Origin of the sequence: Aminobacter sp. AP02 (genome assembly GCF_003148805.1) — a bacterium.
In the GTDB taxonomy this organism is placed as follows: Bacteria; Pseudomonadota; Alphaproteobacteria; order Rhizobiales; family Rhizobiaceae; genus Aminobacter.
This window is the reverse complement of the sequence record NZ_QGGX01000010.1, coordinates 127,470-145,051: the sequence shown is the minus strand read 5'-3', so window position 1 is coordinate 145,051 and position 17,582 is coordinate 127,470. Positions and strand designations below refer to the sequence as shown.

13 protein-coding genes are annotated in these 17,582 nt (G+C 59.5%); 4 read left to right on the top strand and 9 right to left on the bottom strand.

The window, feature by feature from the left end; all coding sequences use genetic code 11:
• Positions 1 to 43 precede the first annotated feature (43 nt).
• The 9 genes from C8K44_RS14960 to aspT (C8K44_RS14920) all read right to left on the bottom strand — a co-directional run bounded on the left by C8K44_RS14960 (position 44) and on the right by aspT (C8K44_RS14920) (position 12,080).
• Positions 44 to 406 carry a hypothetical protein gene (locus C8K44_RS14960; protein WP_245417490.1) on the bottom strand — a complete coding sequence of 121 codons (363 nt, stop codon included), beginning with the start codon at positions 404 to 406 and terminating at the stop codon, positions 44 to 46.
• Positions 407 to 689: 283 nt separating this feature from the next.
• The gene (locus C8K44_RS14955; RefSeq protein WP_158282737.1) at positions 690 to 2,411 is read right to left on the bottom strand and encodes a SulP family inorganic anion transporter; all 1,722 of its coding nucleotides are present in this window, start codon (positions 2,409 to 2,411) and stop codon (positions 690 to 692) included.
• 97 nt (positions 2,412 to 2,508) lie between these two features.
• Complete coding sequence (locus C8K44_RS14950; RefSeq protein WP_109576582.1) at positions 2,509 to 2,961, bottom strand: hypothetical protein; 453 nt, start codon at positions 2,959 to 2,961, stop codon at positions 2,509 to 2,511.
• Positions 2,962 to 3,060: 99 nt separating this feature from the next.
• Positions 3,061 to 3,903, bottom strand: coding sequence for a polyphosphate kinase 2 (ppk2, locus tag C8K44_RS14945; RefSeq protein WP_109576663.1), 843 nt, complete (start codon positions 3,901 to 3,903; stop codon positions 3,061 to 3,063).
• Positions 3,904 to 4,130: 227 nt separating this feature from the next.
• Entirely contained in the window at positions 4,131 to 5,225 is a 1,095-nt protein-coding gene (cax, locus tag C8K44_RS14940) for a calcium/proton exchanger (RefSeq protein ID WP_109576581.1), read from the bottom strand.
• A 124-nt stretch (positions 5,226 to 5,349) separates the two neighbouring features.
• Entirely contained in the window at positions 5,350 to 5,706 is a 357-nt protein-coding gene (locus tag C8K44_RS14935; protein ID WP_109576662.1) for a potassium channel family protein, read from the bottom strand.
• A 29-nt stretch (positions 5,707 to 5,735) separates the two neighbouring features.
• Entirely contained in the window at positions 5,736 to 7,427 is a 1,692-nt protein-coding gene (gene aspT, locus C8K44_RS14930) for an aspartate-alanine antiporter (RefSeq protein WP_109576580.1), read from the bottom strand.
• Positions 7,428 to 7,514: 87 nt separating this feature from the next.
• Positions 7,515 to 10,226, bottom strand: coding sequence for a decarboxylase (locus C8K44_RS14925; protein WP_109576661.1), 2,712 nt, complete (start codon positions 10,224 to 10,226; stop codon positions 7,515 to 7,517).
• Between the two features lie 162 nt (positions 10,227 to 10,388).
• Positions 10,389 to 12,080, bottom strand: coding sequence for an aspartate-alanine antiporter (gene aspT / locus C8K44_RS14920; RefSeq protein ID WP_109576579.1), 1,692 nt, complete (start codon positions 12,078 to 12,080; stop codon positions 10,389 to 10,391).
• 689 nt (positions 12,081 to 12,769) lie between these two features.
• Here aspT (C8K44_RS14920) and C8K44_RS14915 point away from each other — a divergent pair.
• The 4 genes from C8K44_RS14915 (at position 12,770) to C8K44_RS14900 (ending at position 17,546) form a co-directional block, all read left to right on the top strand.
• Positions 12,770 to 13,948, top strand: coding sequence for a porin (locus C8K44_RS14915; protein ID WP_245417489.1), 1,179 nt, complete (start codon positions 12,770 to 12,772; stop codon positions 13,946 to 13,948).
• Between the two features lie 133 nt (positions 13,949 to 14,081).
• Positions 14,082 to 15,692 carry a bifunctional aspartate transaminase/aspartate 4-decarboxylase gene (locus tag C8K44_RS14910; RefSeq protein WP_109576577.1) on the top strand — a complete coding sequence of 537 codons (1,611 nt, stop codon included), beginning with the start codon at positions 14,082 to 14,084 and terminating at the stop codon, positions 15,690 to 15,692.
• Positions 15,693 to 15,824: 132 nt separating this feature from the next.
• Positions 15,825 to 16,307, top strand: coding sequence for a hypothetical protein (locus C8K44_RS14905; protein ID WP_109576576.1), 483 nt, complete (start codon positions 15,825 to 15,827; stop codon positions 16,305 to 16,307).
• Positions 16,308 to 16,313: 6 nt separating this feature from the next.
• The gene (locus tag C8K44_RS14900) at positions 16,314 to 17,546 is read left to right on the top strand and encodes an HlyD family secretion protein (RefSeq protein WP_109576575.1); all 1,233 of its coding nucleotides are present in this window, start codon (positions 16,314 to 16,316) and stop codon (positions 17,544 to 17,546) included.
• The last annotated feature ends 36 nt before the right edge of the window (positions 17,547 to 17,582 follow it).

Here is a 17,582-nt window from a genome sequence, read left to right as displayed (position 1 = left end):
GGGCTGACTAACCCGCACGGACGCGCTTTCGCTCGGAAGCGACTCAGCGCGCCAGATAGTAGGCTTGGCCAACCGACCGCAATTGCTCAAGCGTTTTGCCGGCGCAGCTTCCGCTCCCGTCCGCTCCTACAGGCTCGGCCTTGCCTTTGATCGTTATTGTCCCGGCCTGCCTGTCTGGCGAGATATAAATGGCAACTCCATCCGGGCCAATTGTCGATAGATAAAAGGCTCGACTTAGGCCGCTAAAGCTGCAATGCACCAGGAACGGGAAGTCATCAAATGCCGACTCATCGGCATGTGCTTGAACGCCGTAGATCGGCGTTAACTGCAATGCCGATGCGGCAGCAAAAGCAATCAGCCAGCGTGCCTTCAAGCCCGAATTTTGGCAGGACGTTACTGTAGCCATTGATTGAGAACCCCACTTGCTTGCCATCACTCTTTGACAGCTCGGTTGTGACGATGGTCCGACAATGATGTAACTTCACTACCGCTCGACAAGCGGTCCTTGGAATAGTTTTTGCGCAGATGCCGTCATCTGGCAAGCGCATTTAAGTTGGGCGAAATTCTCGCCGAACCCGCAGGAATTCAAGGTATTGGCAGTTACCGGACACCAGGCCGAACAGCAGTGCTTCGGGCCGTTTCGGACAGCAAGGCAATTTTCACAATACGTCTCTGGCGGCAATGGTGGATCAGTCATGCCGCTGTCTGGCGATCGAACCGCCGGAGCTTTGTTGCCAACGACGGATCACCTCGGCCAAGGGCTCATTGGCGGTCACCGGCCCGCCATCGTCCTTGAACCCTGCCCGGCCAAGCGTTTCGCGAACACTGCCTAAAGTATCGGCCAGCGAGAATTCGATCCCGCGCTCGCGCAACTTTCGATGAATTTCTTCCAGCATTTCCAGGCCCGCGAGATCCAGGACAGGCACCGAGCCCATGAAAAACACTGCAAGGCGCGTGTCGATCGGCCGGCTGTCCAGCATCTCGAAAAACCTGTCGTTCAACGCATCAACGTTGAAATAGAGAATCGCGCCACTGCTGCGAAAGATGAAAACCCCGGGCACTTGCTCATTGGTCGACTGCCGGGCGAGATCATCGAAATAGTCGGTTCCCGGGACACGTCCCAGTTCCGTTGCCTGGGGCCGCGAACTGTTCCGCAACAGGATAATAATGGAGATCACGGCTCCAATCAGGACGCCGCGCAAGATACCCGAACCGAGCACGCCAAGGAACGCGGCTGCCGCCACCGCAAACTCCGTCCGGCTAAACGCCCAAAGCCGTTTCAAGGCCTGGACTTGCACAAGCCCGGTCACTGCCACGAGCACCACTGCGGCAAGCACCGGCTGGGGCAGATCGCGCAACGTTCCCGACAGCAGGATCACCACCAGCAGGATGAAGAATGCGGCGAACAGGCCCGACAGCGGCGTACGGGCTCCGCTGCTCTCGTTGACCAACGATTGAGACAGACCGCCACTGACCGGATAGCCTTGCCCGATGCCCGCGGCGAGATTGGCTGCGGCGAGCGCAAGCAGATCCTGATTGGTATCGAGCTTGTAGGCGTGCTTGCGCGCGAACGTGCGACCGATCGCAGCCGTTTCGACCGCCCCCAAAAGCAAGCAGGCCATGGCCAACGGCAGCAAATCGTTCAAGTCTGCCCACTGTACCGCCGGCAATCCAATTGGCGGCAGGCCCTGCGGAACCTCTCCAAGCAGCTTCACACCACGATCCCCAAGATTGGCCCATTGGGCAACGAGGATTCCGGCCACCACGACGAAGAGTGCCACAGGTCTGTTCGGCAGGTATTTCTTGCCGAGCAACAGCAGCGCCAGTGCGCTTACGCCGAGGATCAAGGCCGCCACATTGGTTTCGTTCAGATGAGAAAAGAAGTGCCCGATCCGCTCCCAGAAATCGCCATGCCCGCCTGCAAATCCGAACAGCTTCGGCAATTGTGTGCTCGCCAATAGCAAAGCCACCCCGGCCTTGAACCCGGTCATCACCGTCTCGGATACGAAAGCGATTACTGCCCCGCCATGCACGGCCCAGACCATGAGCGCCATGGTTGCGACCATCAAGGCCGTGCACGACGCCAGCGCTGCATAACGCGCCATATCGCCGCCCGCCATTCCCCCAAGCGTGGCTCCGACAAGCAGCGAAATGGCTGACGTAACGCTTATCGCGGTATGGCGGGAACTGCAGAACAGCCAGAATACGAGACCGGAGAAGAGGCAGGCATAAAGACCGGCTTCGGGAGGCAACCCCGCGAGGGAGGCATCGCCGATACCCGCTGGCATCATGTAGGCCGCGAGTGTAAGTCCGGCAACAAGGTCAGCACGAAACCACTTGCCCTCGTATCCCCGCAACCAGCGCGTCGCCGGAACCAGGTTGCCAAGCCCGCCTTGCTTAAGTTCGCTCAAGGACATGTCAGTCCTTATCCTCTGCCGTGCCGTCAGAGAGTTTCGCGCCTGCTTCGAAGATTTCAACTTCGCGCGGCGAAGCAGCTATCGGGCAGCGTCACGTCCATTTGAGCATTACGCCCACATCCCCTGGAACACCGCTCGAGAAGTCCACGATCTGCATCGACAATTTGTACCCGCGCGGCTGCAATTGCCTCTGCCAGAATTCATACATTTCCTTGGGAAGGCCGGTCAGCGTGGTCTCCCAGCCCCGCTCCTGCTGATTGATGGCGCGACCGCCATCCGTGCACAACGAGTTCGGAAAACGATAGACCTGGACTTCGGTCTTACCGTTGCTCACGGCGCGCTGAATGATCGTGGCGACGCGCTTCAAGGCCTCTTCATCGGAAACACCTGAAGGCTTGATCAGGCGATCGAGCAGTGCCTTCTTTTCGGCGTCTTCAGCAGCCTTCAGCTTGATCGCCTCAGATGCTTTCTCGGCTTCCGCCAGTGCTGCCCTTTGCCTCAATTCGTTCGCGGTTGGTAAAAGATTCGCCAGGTCGTCGGACATCGAACTTTCCTCTTAGCTAGTCAGTTCCATTCCCCATGCCGCGCCAAGGGCCGTATCAGTCGTGATCGCCAGAGCAGCGGCGCCAAGCAGCCGACGGCGTCAGAATTTCTCCGGAATCCAACGTCGGCCGCTGATGGTCGCCTCATCGTCATAGGCGTGCTTTGTCGAACGCTTGGGCAACTTCACCTCCGGCCTCGGAACAGGCTCGTAGGGAGTGATTGAAAGCAGATGAGCAATACAGTTGAGCCGCGCCCGTTTCTGATCGTCGGAACGAACTATGTGCCAGGGCGACTCGTCGGTGTCGGTAGCCTCGAACATGACATCACGCGCCCGGGAATACTCATACCATCGCTCACGCGACGGAAGATCCATCGCCGACAGCTTCCATTGACGCAATCGATCTTCGATCCGGGCTTCAAATCGCTTTTTTTGCTCCTCGTTACCTACTTCGAGCCAATACTTAATTAACGTAATTCCATTGCCTATAAATACATTCTCAATTTTCGGACACAATTCAAGGAATGTTCTTCTCTGTTCTTTTGTGCAAAACCCCATGACATATTCAACACCAGCACGGTTGTACCAGCTTCTATCAAAGATAACTACTTCACCAGCAGCCGGAAAGTGCTCAATGTAGCGTTGAATATAGATCTGGCTCTTCTGGCGGTCAGACGGAGCCGGAAGTGCTACAACCCGAAATATGCGTGGGCTCACCTTCTCGGTAAGCGCCCGGATGACCCCGCCCTTGCCGGCGGCGTCGCGCCCTTCAAACACGATGACGATGCGCTGGCCAGTCTCCTTGACCCATTCCTGCATCGTGCAGAGTTCGGCCTGCAGCTTTCTGAGTTTCTTCAGATATGCCTTGTTTTTGATTTTTCCGGTTTCGAATTTTTCGCTTTCGGCCTCAACCAGATCCGAGACTGCGCCGGGTTTGTCATCCATGACCGACCTCCCATCCAGGGACAGCTGCGCCCGCCGATAGCGCGCCCGCATTGTTACCGATGAGCGCCGGCAGCTTAGCCAAATTCGACCCGGGTCAAGTCTATCCCAAAGCCGGACCCAGTGCCTGTGGAATCTTTGACGAACGAACTAGTTCAAAAGCCTTAGCGTCCGGACCGACCTCGCTCACGATTGCGACGACGGCGACATTGTCCGTCCCACTCGTCCATTCACTGTACGTTTGGCGGCAGCAAATAAAGCGTCATGGCAAAGACCACGTAGATCATCAGCACGAACACTCCCAAAAACCACGCCGAGCGTCCGGTAGTCGTCGTCAAAAACGCGGTCATCGTCGAGATGAGCACCATGACTACCGCGCCAGGCCAGAACCGCAGATCCATCGGCGCAGGGCCGATGACGTAGCTCAGCAGAACCAGTACCGGCGCAACGAAGAGCGCGATCTGGGCGGCGCTCCCCAGCGCGATGCCCACGCTCAAATCCAGCCTGTTCTTGCGGGCACCAGAAAAGGCGGAGGCCATTTCGGCAGCACCACCAACCAACGCAACGACGATAAAGCCCACGAATGCGGGAGTCATGCCGAAGGTGACCGCCGCTTCCTGCACCGACTCGACGAAAACCTCGCTGACCAACGCCACGAGCACAGTCACGCCAGCCAGGACCGCAAGCGCAAGACCCATAGGCCATATTTCGTCGCCGGCCTCGTGATGGGACGCGCTCCCGAAGAATTCGCGATGTGTCTTTAGCGAAAAGAGCAGGCCCAAGGCATAGGTGCCGATCAGCAAGACTGAAAGCCCCAAGCTCAATTGGTGAGTGAAGGCCGGCGTGGAAAAGGAGCCGGAATCCAGGATCGCGGACGGCGTCATGATCGCGATCGTCGCCAGAAACAGCAGACATGTTTGTAGCCGCGCACTGTCTCGGTTGAATTCCTGGGTGTGGTATTTGAGGCCGCCGAGCAGGAAAGACGCGCCGAGCATGAACAGCGTATTGGTAACAATTGCTCCGGCAATCGACGCCTTCACCAATGTGTACTGGCCGGCACGCAGCGCAGCCAGTGCGATGACGAGCTCGGTCAGGTTCCCAAGCGTGGCGTTGAGCAGGCCGCCAACGGTATCGCCAGTCTTGGCCGCCACCGCCTCCGTCGCGGAACTCAACAACGTGGCCAGAGGCACGATCGCCAGGACGGAAAGCACGAAAAGCAGCGTATGCGCTTCGGGCTCAAGCTGCTGCGCGACGAACACCATAGGCACAAATGCCAACAGCCAGAGAATGGGATTGCCGCGGATTTCCTTGAGCAAGAGAAGCATGGTCGCGGTCCCCTTCCTTATCCTGGTCACAGAATATTCCATGCCTGCAATCGTCGACCAGCTTTCCAACCTGTCGGTCGCAACCGCCCCATACCGGAGCCGGCATGCGTATCGTCGAGTGAGCCTATTTTTTATCAGGATCCTCGGCTTCGGTCGCACGCAGTGACTGGACGCTGACAGCTGCAACCAGCCCTGTCAGCACGATGCCTGAAAAACCAATCAGCACCGCCAGCAGCCGCGTCAGGAAATGCGTTGGTGAAAAGTCTCCGTAGCCGATCGTAAGGCCAGTTACGAAGGTGAAATAAAGGGACTCACCAACACTCCATCCCTCTATTCTGCCCGCGACAACCCCAGCTCCAACCATAGCCAGGAGAACTCCTGATACGATTGGCCACAGAACATACAAATTCTTCAGAAGCGCAGAAAAAAATATTCGCCTTATTTGAATGGCATTGAGTTTGACGGGTGACTTTTTAGGCATCGCCTCAGCACCTGATTCGCCGGCAGACATCAGTTGGCCATAACTCCCACGATTACCGTACCCCATGTCGTGAGCAAGATATGGCCGATTGGAACCGCCGGCGTGTAGCCGAGCACGGCTACCGGACTGCCGGACCGCTCCTGAACGGCAGCCATGCCGGCCGTCATGGTCTGGGCGCCGGCCAGCCCCCCAAGCAGCAGTATGGGATTCATGCGCAGCAGGTAGCGGCCAACGTAAAGCCCCACGATCATGGGCATCAAGGTGACGATCATGCCGCCGAACAGAAGGCCGACGCCCACTTCGGCGATGGCCGACACAAACACTGGTCCAGCATGAAGTCCGGTCATCGCAACGAACGCGGCAAGGCCGAGTGCGGTCATCAGTGACACCGCAGCGTCGGGTATACGGCCAAAGAGAGGGAAGCGCGTGCGCAAGTGCCCGACGACCAAACCGGCCAGCAGCGTGCCGACGCTGGTGCTCAAGGAAATCCGCATGCCCGCGATGGGTATGGTGACTAGAACGCCGACAAGCCCGCCAAGGAAGATCGCAAGGCCAAGCACGAAGAAGTCGGTCGCTGTCGTTGGTGCAACGACGACCCCTATGCGCTCAGCGGCACGCGACACCACAGCCTCTGGTCCTACCAGCCGCACGATGTCGCCACGTTCGATCGTGATTCCGGGCGCGAAAGGGATGTCTTGCCCCCCGCGTGTGATGCTGCGGAGATAGACGCTCCTTGCCCAGCTCTCCTTCGACACGTCTTCGATGCTCCGGCCTGAGGGATCCGGATGAGTCACCAGAACGTCCAGGATCGAAACCGGAACATCGAGAAGTTCCGGATCCTCGACTTCTTCGGCGCGCTGTTCAATCACCTCCACCAGCGTCTCTCGCCGGCCCGACACGGCAACGACATCACCGGGTTTGATGACAAGTTCTGGTGCTGCCTCAAGGATCGCGCCGCCCCGCCGTACACGCTGGATGAAAAGCCGTTGTTCAGGAAACGTGCTTTCGGCATCCTTTACGGACAGCCCAGCGACCGGCGCATTCTCCGCGATGAGGTATGCGCGCAGCTCGAATCTGTGCCAGGCCGAGGAGACCCCGGCCGCGACGCGCTTGATGCCCAGCTCCTGCTCCAGCTTCAGCGCCTCGGCGGCAAGGTCGATGCCGAGCAGCTTGGGGCCGACGACGCTGCAAAACAGGATGACGCCAACCGCACCGAATATGTAGCAGACCGCGTCTGCCACGGCGATGTGGGCCACAAACCGCGCGCGGTCTGCCTCAGGCAGTGGAAGAGCGTTGATCGCCTCGGTTGCCGTGCCCATGGCCGGGCTCTCGGTGAGTGACCCAGAAAGGAGCCCCGCCGAAAAGCCCGGATCGAGGCCGAGCGTCTTGGCAACGACGATCGCCGTGAGCAGTCCGGTCACGCACACGACCACGGCGAGCAACACCGGTTTCATACCGTCGCGCTTCAGGGCCTGCAGGAATTGCGGCCCGACCGAATAGCCGATGCCGAAGAGGAAGAGCAGAAACAGGAACGACTTCGCCGTACTTGAGACCGGCACTTCGGCGAACTGGCCGATCAGGATGCCCGCAAACAGGGAGCCAGTCACCGGCCCAAGGCTGAAACCTCCGAACTTAATGCCACCGATCAGATAGCCGATGCTGATCGCCGCGAAGACCGCAAGCTCGGGATACTTGACCAGGAATTGCTCGAACCACGCCATGACGAAACTTGCTCCCGTCTTCCCGAGCCAGGCTAGCTCGCCAGCACCATTGCAAAAGGCGTTCTGCGCTGCATCCGCATGGTGCCTTCAGCGTTTCGACCTGGCGGCGACGGCGTCAGGCTTCACCAGTTTCAGTCCTCTCGCTTTTTCGTAGCCGTGGATTTCCTTCACATCGAGCTTTCGCATGAAGTCGATCGTCTCTTGCGTCAGCACCTGGCCCGGCACCATGATGGGGAAGCCCGGCGGGTAGGGGATGACGAAGTTGGCCGACACCATCTCCGGCCCCTCGCGCAGCCGCTTGTCGCACTCGGCGCCGGCGAGCGGCACATATTCGCAAACAGAGGCGTCATAGGCGTTGAAGAAGGCGGAGCGAATGTCGCCCTCCGGCGTGTCGCGCCCGGCGTCGCTGCGATACATCTCATGGAAATGGCTGAAATTGGGAAGGTCGGGCACGTCGGTCATCAGCGACTTCACCCGCGCCGCAAAGGCTGAGCGCTCCCCCTCCCCGCCGTCGGCAAGACGCTTTTCGATGCCATGGCAGATCTCGACCAGGACGCGGATGAGGTGGGCGACGTCGCTTCTTGTGTTGTTGATGTTCGACTGCAGCAGCACGCTGTTGCGGGACGTTTTGTTCAACTGGATGTCATATTCGTTCGCCAGAAGCCCCTTGAACTGCGTTCCGTCGAATCCGGCGGTACCGCAGACCAGCGTCATGCGTGTCGGATCGAGATAGAACTCATCCTCCTGCATTGCCTTTACCGCACTGCCCCAGGTCGAGCCCGGCGCGAGATAGTCCTTGAAGCCAGATTGCCGGTACTCCGCCGGGATCATCTCGTCAGCGCCGAGCACGCGGAAGTATTTCGAAATCAGCGGATGCTCGTTCACCGCGCGGCGGATCTTGAGTCCGATCTCGATGGCATTCATCACCAGCCCATAGCCTTCGAGCTCCATCTGCCGCCGAGCGACATCGAGGCTGGCGATCAGTTGCTGGTTGGGGCTGGTCGAGGCATGGGTAAAAACTGCCTCGTGGAACTGGGCTTCCACCGTATGAAAATCCACGTCCTTGACCAGAAGCATGGAACCCTGGCGGATGGCCGACATCGACTTGTGCGTGGAATTGGTCTGGTAGACCCGAAGCCGCACAAGACGTGGATCGGGGATCAGACGCGCTGCGAGCAGCGTCTCGTCCGAGGGTTTGTCGCCAAGTTCCGCCTGCTGCTTTTCATAGGCATCGACGGATGCCGGATCCCGCAGCCATTCCTCGAGATCCGCGGCAGCCCCCATGGCCGTGCGCGGACGCAGGAACGGCGAAAAGCGGGCAAACCCGGACCATGCCTCGTCCCAGAGAAAGATGAGGTCCGGCTTGATGGCGAGGCATTCCTCCATAACGCGGCGAACATTGTACATATGCCCGTCGAAGGTGCAGTTGGTCAGGTCGAGCAGTTTCAGCCGGTTCAGACGGCCTTCCGCTCGCAATGCCAGCAGCGCGCGCTTGATGGTGGCAAGCGGCACTGCGCCATACATCGAATATTCGGCCATCGGGAAAGCTTCGACGTAATAGGGCTGCGCGCCGGTGAGCACCATGCCGTAGTGGTGCGACTTGTGGCAATTGCGGTCCACCACCGCTATGTCGCCCGGCGCAAGCAGTGCCTGCACCGCCATCTTGTTGGAGGTGGAGGTGCCGTTCGTCACGAAGAATACGTGGTCGGCACCAAATGCCCGCGCGGCCATCTCCTGCGATCGCTTGATGGTGCCGGTCGGCTCCAGCAGGCTGTCGAGGCCGCCCGTCGTTGCACTGCTTTCCGCCAGAAACAGATTGAGGCCGTAAAATTCGCCCATGTCGCGAATCCAGTCAGACTTGAAGACCGACTTGCCACGGGCGATGGGCAATGCGTGGAACGTGCCGATCGGGCGCCGCGCGTATTTCTTCAGATTGTCGAAGAAGGGCGTTTCGAAGCGGTCCTGCACACCTTCCAGGATGGCGAGGTGCATCTCGAGCGGCTCCTCTACAGCGTAGAAGATGCGCCGCACGGCATCGGCCGCCGGATCGCCTGCAATGTGCTCCACCTGGCGATCGGAGAGCAGGTAGATGTCGAGCTCCGGCCGAATCCGCTTCAGCGCGCGCGAAAGCCGAAGCGCCGACATTTCAGGCCCCTCGGTTTCTCCAAGCGGATCCAATATCGAGCGCAGCACGGGCGCGTCGCGGCGGGAACGGTAGGGGAACCCTTCGGCAAGAACGACCGAAATGATGTCGGGATTCAATGCCGCGGCGACGAACGCATCTTCGAAGGAGCCCACCATGACGGGCTCGTAGATGAACGCATCTTCCGGCCGGCGCAGCCTTCGCAACTCCGCTGCGAATGCAGGCCAACGCGAGGCTGGCTGGTTGTTGACGAACAGCACTTCGAAATAGGGCCGGCGTCCACCTGCTTCGCCAGTTGCGGGTGGCATCACGTCGGCCACCTCGCCCGACGACATCTCGTCATGGACGTCCCACTCGCCGGGACGACCGCGATAGGCATGCGTCAGCAGCCCGTTGGAGATACGGCGCGCGAGTTTGGACGCCCCACCCGCGTCGTTGGTGGCGATGCGCTCGTTCAAGGCTGTAAGCAATCGCGCGCCAGGATAGGCGTGGTACTCTTCGACCGCCGCCATGTCGGCGATTGCAGCCTCCAGCTCTGCCCGCTCGCCACGTCCGGCGGCCCAGGCATCTGCCAGCGTCGTGATCTCTCGCCAGTTGTCGGCACGCGCCGAATGGATGAGGAGGAACTTATCAATACGTGCAGCCTTGCGTGGCATCGCGTGCTCCCAAATTTGGTTCTGATTGAATCCCTGCCGCGGCCAGCCTGCCGTCATCTCACCGGCTTCGAAGCCGTATTTCGGCGCTTCATTGCGGCCCGACAGTTCCTCCTGACGCAGGCCCCAGTTCAGACGTCCGACGAAGGTTCACCAGAGTCGGCCCTAGGCCATCAGCATGACAATGACCATGCCCCAGATCGTCAGCAGGGTGTTTCCTACGGCATAGGTAACTGTATAGCCGAGCCCGGGGATCTGGCTCTTGGCGCGGTCGTTGATCATGCCAAGCGATGCCGTCGTCGTGCGTGCGCCCGAGCAGCACCCCAACAGAATGGCCGGGTGGAACTTGAACACGTATTTGCCGACATACATCGCCAAAACGAGCGGCACTGTCGTTGCGAAAATGCCCCAAAGAAACAGACTGAAGCCAAGCTGCTGCAGGCCGGCAACAAAGCCTGGGCCCGACGAGATGCCGACCACGGCGATGAAGACGTTGAGGCCGACCGAATTCATGAACCACACGGTCGATGACGGGATACGTCCGAATTTCGGGTGGACCGAGCGCAACCAGCCAAAGAAAAGGCCCGAAATGAGCGCGCCACCTGAAGTCGACAGCGTCAGTGGCACATCGCCGATCTTGTAGACGATCGCTCCGATCAGGGCACCGATCGTAATAGCCGCACCGATGAAAGCCACGTCGGCGATATCTGTTGGACGGTCGGCCACGCCGAGCGCCTTGGCCGCCGCCGTGGTATCTTGGGTGCGCCCCACAATGGTGAGGATATCACCCCGATGAATCTTGGTGTTCGGCAAGATTGGAATCTCGGTCGCCGTTGCTCCCCGGGCGATCCGGCGCAGAAATACGCCGCGTGCCGCCGGTAGTTGCGCCAGTTCGGCAAGGGTCTTGCCGTTGGCCGACTTCTGGGTCACCAGCACATCGACACCTTCGATGGGTACCGCCAGCAATTCGCGATCGTCGACCTCTTCAGCGGCATGGCCAATCAGATCAACCAGGACTTCGCGCCGACCAGACACCGCAACGATATCGCCCGCCTGGATCACCGTATTTGCAGTCGCGTCCTCGATCTTGCCGCCACGGCGAATACGTTCGATGAACACGCGCTGGTCGGGGATCATGGACTCGGCATCATGGGCCGTCTTTCCGACGATCTTTCCGCCCTCACGCACCTTATATGCACGCAATTCGTAGTGATGCCAGGCCGTGCCGGCTCCACCCACTTCCTTGCTGCCGCCGTGTTCGGCTTCGTACCGCTTGCATTCCGCCTCGAGATCGATGCCCAGCAAGGCGGGGCCAAGCAAGGCCAGGACGATGGCCGATCCGACCGTGCCGAAAATGTAGGTGACGGCATAAGCGACCGGCATCGCATCGAGCAGCCGCTTGGTCTCATCCGGCGGCAACGCCAGGCGATTGATCGCGTCGGTCGCCAAACCCATCGATGCCGAAATGGTCTGCGAACCGGCGTAGAGACCTACAGCCGACCCGAGATCATAGCCGGCCAGCTTGGCTGCGAGCAAAGGCGCACCGAGGCAGAACACGCAGACAACCACCGCAAACAGCGCCTGGGGGATGCCATCCTTGGCAATGCCGCGCACGAATTGCGGCCCCACCCCGTAGCCGATCGCAAACAGGAACATCAGAAAGAAGGTCGCCTTGAGCGGAGGCGAAATGGTGATGCCGAGTTGCCCAATGATGACGGCAGCGATCAGGGTTGCCGTTACCGCACCGAGGCCGAGCCCTTTGTAGGTAAACGACCCGAAGTAATATCCGAGAGCCAAAGAGAGAAATATTGCGATTTCTGGATAAGTGCGAAGTGTGCTCACGAACCAGTCAAACATAGTGGAATCCCTCTATGAATCGGAACGGCCGGTGACAACTCTGCGCTGCAACAGCGCATCGCTATTCAGTCAAGACTACACACTTGCGTGATCCTTTCAAGATGTTACCATCGAGAAGAAAACAGGCGATAGGCGTGCGCGGCTAAAATACGTATTTTGGAAATCTGATCTAGGTGAAGCAACAACAAGGAAAATTTCAATCTAAGCAATCGGCCTAGGATGTATTTCATGTCCATCGCGGTTAACAAAAGCTGAAATGAGAATGAAACGTTCATCTACTTCCGATGGCGCCATTTCGATGACTTATCCCCTGCAATGGACAATACTTTCCGGAAAACTCGACACCACCACCAGCGCAGCTCCTTCTGAGCGAAACCCGCTCGCTATAGCGGCCCGGATGGTTGCTAACACTTCAGCGGCGTCGCGAGCGTTCCGCCTATTCCGACGTCAGGTCGTGCACCGTTGCGCGCTGTCGGCCAGGCCAGTTTTCATCGCAACTTCACCCAACTCTTGCCTGACGACCGCTTGGCCGGACCCTGCGCCAAATGCTGCTGCGGCGTTGCCAGAAAACCACAGGCACGCCGGGCAACCAAGCCGAGCAACGGCATCCATCAGGCGATCTTTTTGGTTTGGCGGGGGCCTGCAACGCGGCGTGGCCGCAGATTGAAACGGACTGGAGATAGGGGACAATGCGAACTCACCGACAAGCGCTGGCAGCGGCAGTGGCATTTCCGCTCATGTCGCTGGCGCTGGCGATGCCAGCCGCTGCTGCGGACGCAGCGACGGCCAAGGCAGCCGACACCGGCAAATCTACCCTAATACCCAAGCTGCGGGTTGGCGACGACAACAGCTATCTTGAATTCTACGGGCAGATCAACAAGGGCCTGCTGGTCTTCGACGATGGCGGCTCGACCTTGGGGTATGGTCCAGTCGACAACGGCAATTCGTCCTCGCGCATCGGCATACGTCTCTATGGGGCCTTCTACGAAGGCTGGTCGCTCGGCGGCAACCTTGAATGGGAGTGGAACCCCTATTCCACAAACAATGTAACCCAGCTCAACCGGGGCGATTTCGATTGGGATACCAATCTGCTTCGCAAGGCGGAATTCTATCTGGAGTCGAAAGAACTCGGCAAGCTGTGGCTCGGCCAGGGCAGCATGGCTTCCGACTCGACCGCCGAGGCTGATCTTTCCGGCACCACCGTGGTCGGCTATTCGCTGGTCGCCGACATGGCCGGCGGACCGTTCTTCAGGGAGGCCGACGGTACGCTGACTTCAGTGCATGTCAAGGATGCTTTCACCAACTTCGACGGCCTTGGCCGCAAGCTGCGCGCGCGATACGACACGCCGAAATTCCTTGGCGGCTTCAGTCTTGCTACTTCGGTGGGAACGCAGGTGGTCCCCGATGAGACAAACGTCACTGTCTGGGACATTGCCGCGCGATACGACAACACCTTTGAGGACGTCAAAGTCTCGGGCGCTATTGCCTATTCCAGACCCGGCGAGGACCAAAATCTAGTCGATGCGTCGGTGTCTTTACTACATGAACCGACGGGCCTGAGCTTGACGCTCGCTGCCGCCTATTCGGATGAGCAGACGGTCGACGGGAAATATGGCTACATCAAGCTTGGCTATCAAACCGACATCTTCGAGGTCGGCAAGACCGCGTTCTCCGTCGATACCTATTTTGGCGACGACATCGCGGCTGCCGGCAGCAGCAGCACTTCCTTCGGTGCGCAAATCGTCCAGAATCTGGATTATCTTCAGACGGAACTCTATCTCGGCGCGCGCTCGTATTCGTATGAAGAGGCATCAGTGGATATCGACACCAGCTATGCCTTTCTCGCGGGAGCCAGGATGAAGTTTTGAGGCCGGGCGGGACAACAGCCCGCAGGCAGCATGATGATCGTGAACGAAGTCGCCGAGGTTCGCACCCTCCGTGCGAACGGAAATGAAGCAGAGCAGGCAATGACGCCCTGTTCGGTATTCTGGGAGTGATGTCATGGAAAAGATCGACTACCGGGAATACGAGAAGATGAGCCCGTTCGAGATCAAGGACGGGCTCATCAAGCTGGCCAAGCAAAGCGCGCAGAAATCCGCCCATGCCCTGCTCAACGCCGGACGCGGCAATCCCAACTGGGTTGCGACCGCGCCGCGTGAGGGGTTCTTCCTGTTCGGCCAGTTTGCCCTTACCGAATGCCGCCGCACCATGGACGATCCGAAGGCCGGTCTCGCCGGCATGCCGCAGATGCGTGGCATTGCCGAGCGCCTGGAAGCCTGGCTGGACAAACACGCCGACATGCCTGGTGCCGACTTCCTGTCGAACATGGTTCGCCATGGCGTGAAGGCGCTAGGCTTCGATGCCGACGCCTTCGTCTTCGAACTCACCGACTCGATCATCGGCGACAACTATCCGGTGCCGGATCGCATGCTCGTTCACGCCGAGCAGGTGGCTCATCGCTATCTCATGTGGGCGATGGCCGGCGACAAGCTGCCGTCCGGCAAGTTCGACCTCTACGCGGTTGAAGGCGGCACCGCCGCCATGTGCTACATCTTCAAGTCGCTGATGGCGAACCGCATCCTCAAGAAGGGCGACACCATAGCGATCGGCACGCCGATCTTCACACCTTACATCGAGATCGCCGAGCTCGAAGACTACGCATTCAAGTCGGTTCACATCAAGGCGACGCAAGAGCATCGCTTCCAGTACTCCGACGAGGAGATCAAGAAGCTCGAGGACCCCAAGATCAAGGCGTTCTTCGTGGTCAATCCCGGCAATCCGACCTCGATGGCCATCGACGCCGCAACCATGAAAAAGCTCGTCGACCTGGTGAAGAAGAAGCGCCCGGACCTCATCCTTCTCACCGATGACGTGTATGGCACCTTCGTGCCTGGCTTCCGCTCGCTGATGGCCGAGTTGCCGCACAACACCATCGGCGTCTATTCCTATTCGAAGTATTTCGGATGCACCGGGTGGCGCCTCGGCGTCATAGCGCTCCACGAACAGAACATCCTCGACGATATCATCGCCAAGCTTCCCGCCAAGGAGTTGGAGGCGCTCGACAAGCGCTACATCGCAATCACGCTCGAGCCCCGCAAGCTCAAGATGATCGACCGGCTCGTGGCCGACAGCCGCGACGTGGCACTCAATCACACCGCCGGGCTGTCGCTGCCGCAGCAGGTGATGATGACCATGTTTTCCATGAGCGAGCTGATGGACACGGAGAAGATCTACCAGAAGGCCTGCATGGAGATCTGCAAACGCCGCGTCGACAGCCTGCTCGAAGGGCTGCCGCTCGATGTCCAGCCCAATCCGAGCTTTGCCGGATACTACGGCACCCTCGATTTCGAGTTCTGGCTGCGCAAGTACCAGGGCGAAGAGATGGTCGAATGGCTGAAGAAGAACGTGCATCCGCTCGATCTTGTCTATCGGCTGGCCGAAGACCATTCGATCGTCCTGCTCAATGGCGGAGGATTCGATGCGCCCAACTGGAGCGTACGCGTCTCTTTCGCCAACCTACAAGATGACGTCTATGACGACATCGGCCGGGCGGTCCGAGCGGTCGCGCGCGGATACGTCGATACTTTCCACGCGTCGCAGAAAAAGAAGTAATATCCTGTCCCGGAAAGGCGGTTCGCTACCGGTATCCAATCGGATGCGAACCGCCGCAGTGCGGTGCCTGAAAACGTCACGGCCTTGCACGGCAAGTTCAACCACCGAACTATCCTTGAAGGCACAATTTCCATGGAAGCCACGCCTCACCCTGTCGCAATAGAGCACCTGCCGTTCTTCATCACCGCGCCCGGGCAATCAGATGTCCTCTTCAACGTGATGGTCATCTTCTTGCTGGTGCTGATCCTTGCCATCGGAAATCTGTACTTCCAGCTTCATGCGGTGCCGGAGCGCATGGCGCATCGCACCAGCAAGGTGCAGATGGAACTGGTCGCCGTGCTGGCGCTGATTTCCCTCATCACCCACAATCACCTGTTCTGGATCGCGGCCCTGCTGCTCGCGATGATCGAGTTTCCCGATTACTCCACGCCGATGCTGTCGATTGCCGACTCGCTCGAAAAGCTCGTTGGACGACGCGATGTCCGGATCGGTGAGCCGATGGCGGACCCTTCGAACGCCAACTACGCCGAGCCTCCTGGTGCCGAGCCACCGGGCCAAGGCGATAACCCGGCAATGGCGCACGCGCCGCACGTGCATACTCCGAAAGGGAGTTGAGCGATCATGCTTGAGTTGATGCTCTGCTCGATGCTCACGGTCTTTCCGGACTATCTCTATCGCCGCTACGTCCAGGGTAAGCGGATCGGCCGCGAGATCACTCTTTACACCATGTGGTACGAGCTGAGGTGGGGCATCACGGCCTGCCTTATGCTGACGCTTTCGCTGATCACCCTCATCTTCTACTTCCATCCCTCGACATCGAATGTCACCGCCGTGTTCCGCACTGTCTCGGTCTTGCCCGAGTCCGGCGGCCGTGTCGCCGAGGTGTTCGTAAGCATGAACCAGAAGGTCGAGGCCGGCCAACCGTTGTTCCGGCTCGACAGTTCCGAGCAGGAGGCGGCGAGGGAGTCGGCACGTCGGCGCATAGCCGAGATCGATGCCGAGACAACCGTAGCGCAAACCGAGCTTGCGGCGGCGGACGGCGTGATCGCACAGGCACAAGGTGCGTATCAGCAGTCGCTGGACGAGCTTGAGACCAGGACGGAGCTGAGGCGGCGGGATCCGAACTCCGTCGCCCCACGCGAGATCGAGCGCCTGCAAGTAGCTGCCGATGGTCGCAAGGGCGCGGTTGATGCCGCCCAGTCGAACAAGCTGACGTTGGAGACGAAGATTTCCTCGCTTCTGCCAGCCCAGAAGGCGAGCACCGAAGCTGCGCTGGCCCAGGCGCAGGTCGAGTTGGACAAGACACTTGTGCGTGCCGGTGTCGCAGGCACGCTCCAGCAATTCACGCTTCGCCCGGGCGACGTCGTCAATCCGTTGCTGCGCCCCGCCGGCATCCTCGTCCCGGCGGAGGCGGGCAAGGTCGCGCTCATCGCAGGTTTCGGGCAGATCGAGGCGCAAGTGCTCAAGGTCGGCATGATCGCCGAAGCCACGTGCATGGGCAAACCTTACACCATCATTCCGATGGTGGTGACCCAGGTTCAGGATGTCATCGCCGCCGGTCAGGTTCGCCCGACTGATCAGCTAGTCGACATCCAGCAGATGGCGCAGCCGGGCACGATCACCGTCTTTCTGGAGCCGCTCTTTGCCGGACAGCTCGAAGGCGTGCCCCCCGGGGGCAGTTGCATCGCCAACGCCTACACCAATAATCACGATGCGCTGGCCGACCCGAATTTGAGCATGTCCCGCTGGCTGTTCCTGCATGTCGTCGACACGGTCGGGCTGGTGCATGCCATGATCCTCAGGTTGCAGGCCATTCTCCTTCCCATACAGACCTTGGTCTTCGGGGGACACTGACAGCCAGGGAAAGGGGATGGCACCGCCGCTCGGAAC

Coding starts and splice junctions, on each gene's coding strand:
- ppk2 (WP_109576663.1), bottom strand. CDS start 3,903: ATGGATGACAAACCCGGCGCAGTCTCGGATCTGGTTGAGGCCGAAAGC.
- C8K44_RS14925 (WP_109576661.1), bottom strand. CDS start 10,226: ATGCCACGCAAGGCTGCACGTATTGATAAGTTCCTCCTCATCCATTCG.
- C8K44_RS14900 (WP_109576575.1), top strand. CDS start 16,314: ATGCTTGAGTTGATGCTCTGCTCGATGCTCACGGTCTTTCCGGACTAT.
- C8K44_RS14905 (WP_109576576.1), top strand. CDS start 15,825: ATGGAAGCCACGCCTCACCCTGTCGCAATAGAGCACCTGCCGTTCTTC.
- C8K44_RS14950 (WP_109576582.1), bottom strand. CDS start 2,961: ATGTCCGACGACCTGGCGAATCTTTTACCAACCGCGAACGAATTGAGG.
- C8K44_RS14910 (WP_109576577.1), top strand. CDS start 14,082: ATGGAAAAGATCGACTACCGGGAATACGAGAAGATGAGCCCGTTCGAG.
- aspT (WP_109576580.1), bottom strand. CDS start 7,427: ATGGCGTGGTTCGAGCAATTCCTGGTCAAGTATCCCGAGCTTGCGGTC.
- C8K44_RS14960 (WP_245417490.1), bottom strand. CDS start 406: ATGGCTACAGTAACGTCCTGCCAAAATTCGGGCTTGAAGGCACGCTGG.
- C8K44_RS14915 (WP_245417489.1), top strand. CDS start 12,770: ATGCGAACTCACCGACAAGCGCTGGCAGCGGCAGTGGCATTTCCGCTC.
- cax (WP_109576581.1), bottom strand. CDS start 5,225: ATGCTTCTCTTGCTCAAGGAAATCCGCGGCAATCCCATTCTCTGGCTG.
- C8K44_RS14935 (WP_109576662.1), bottom strand. CDS start 5,706: ATGCCTAAAAAGTCACCCGTCAAACTCAATGCCATTCAAATAAGGCGA.
- aspT (WP_109576579.1), bottom strand. CDS start 12,080: ATGTTTGACTGGTTCGTGAGCACACTTCGCACTTATCCAGAAATCGCA.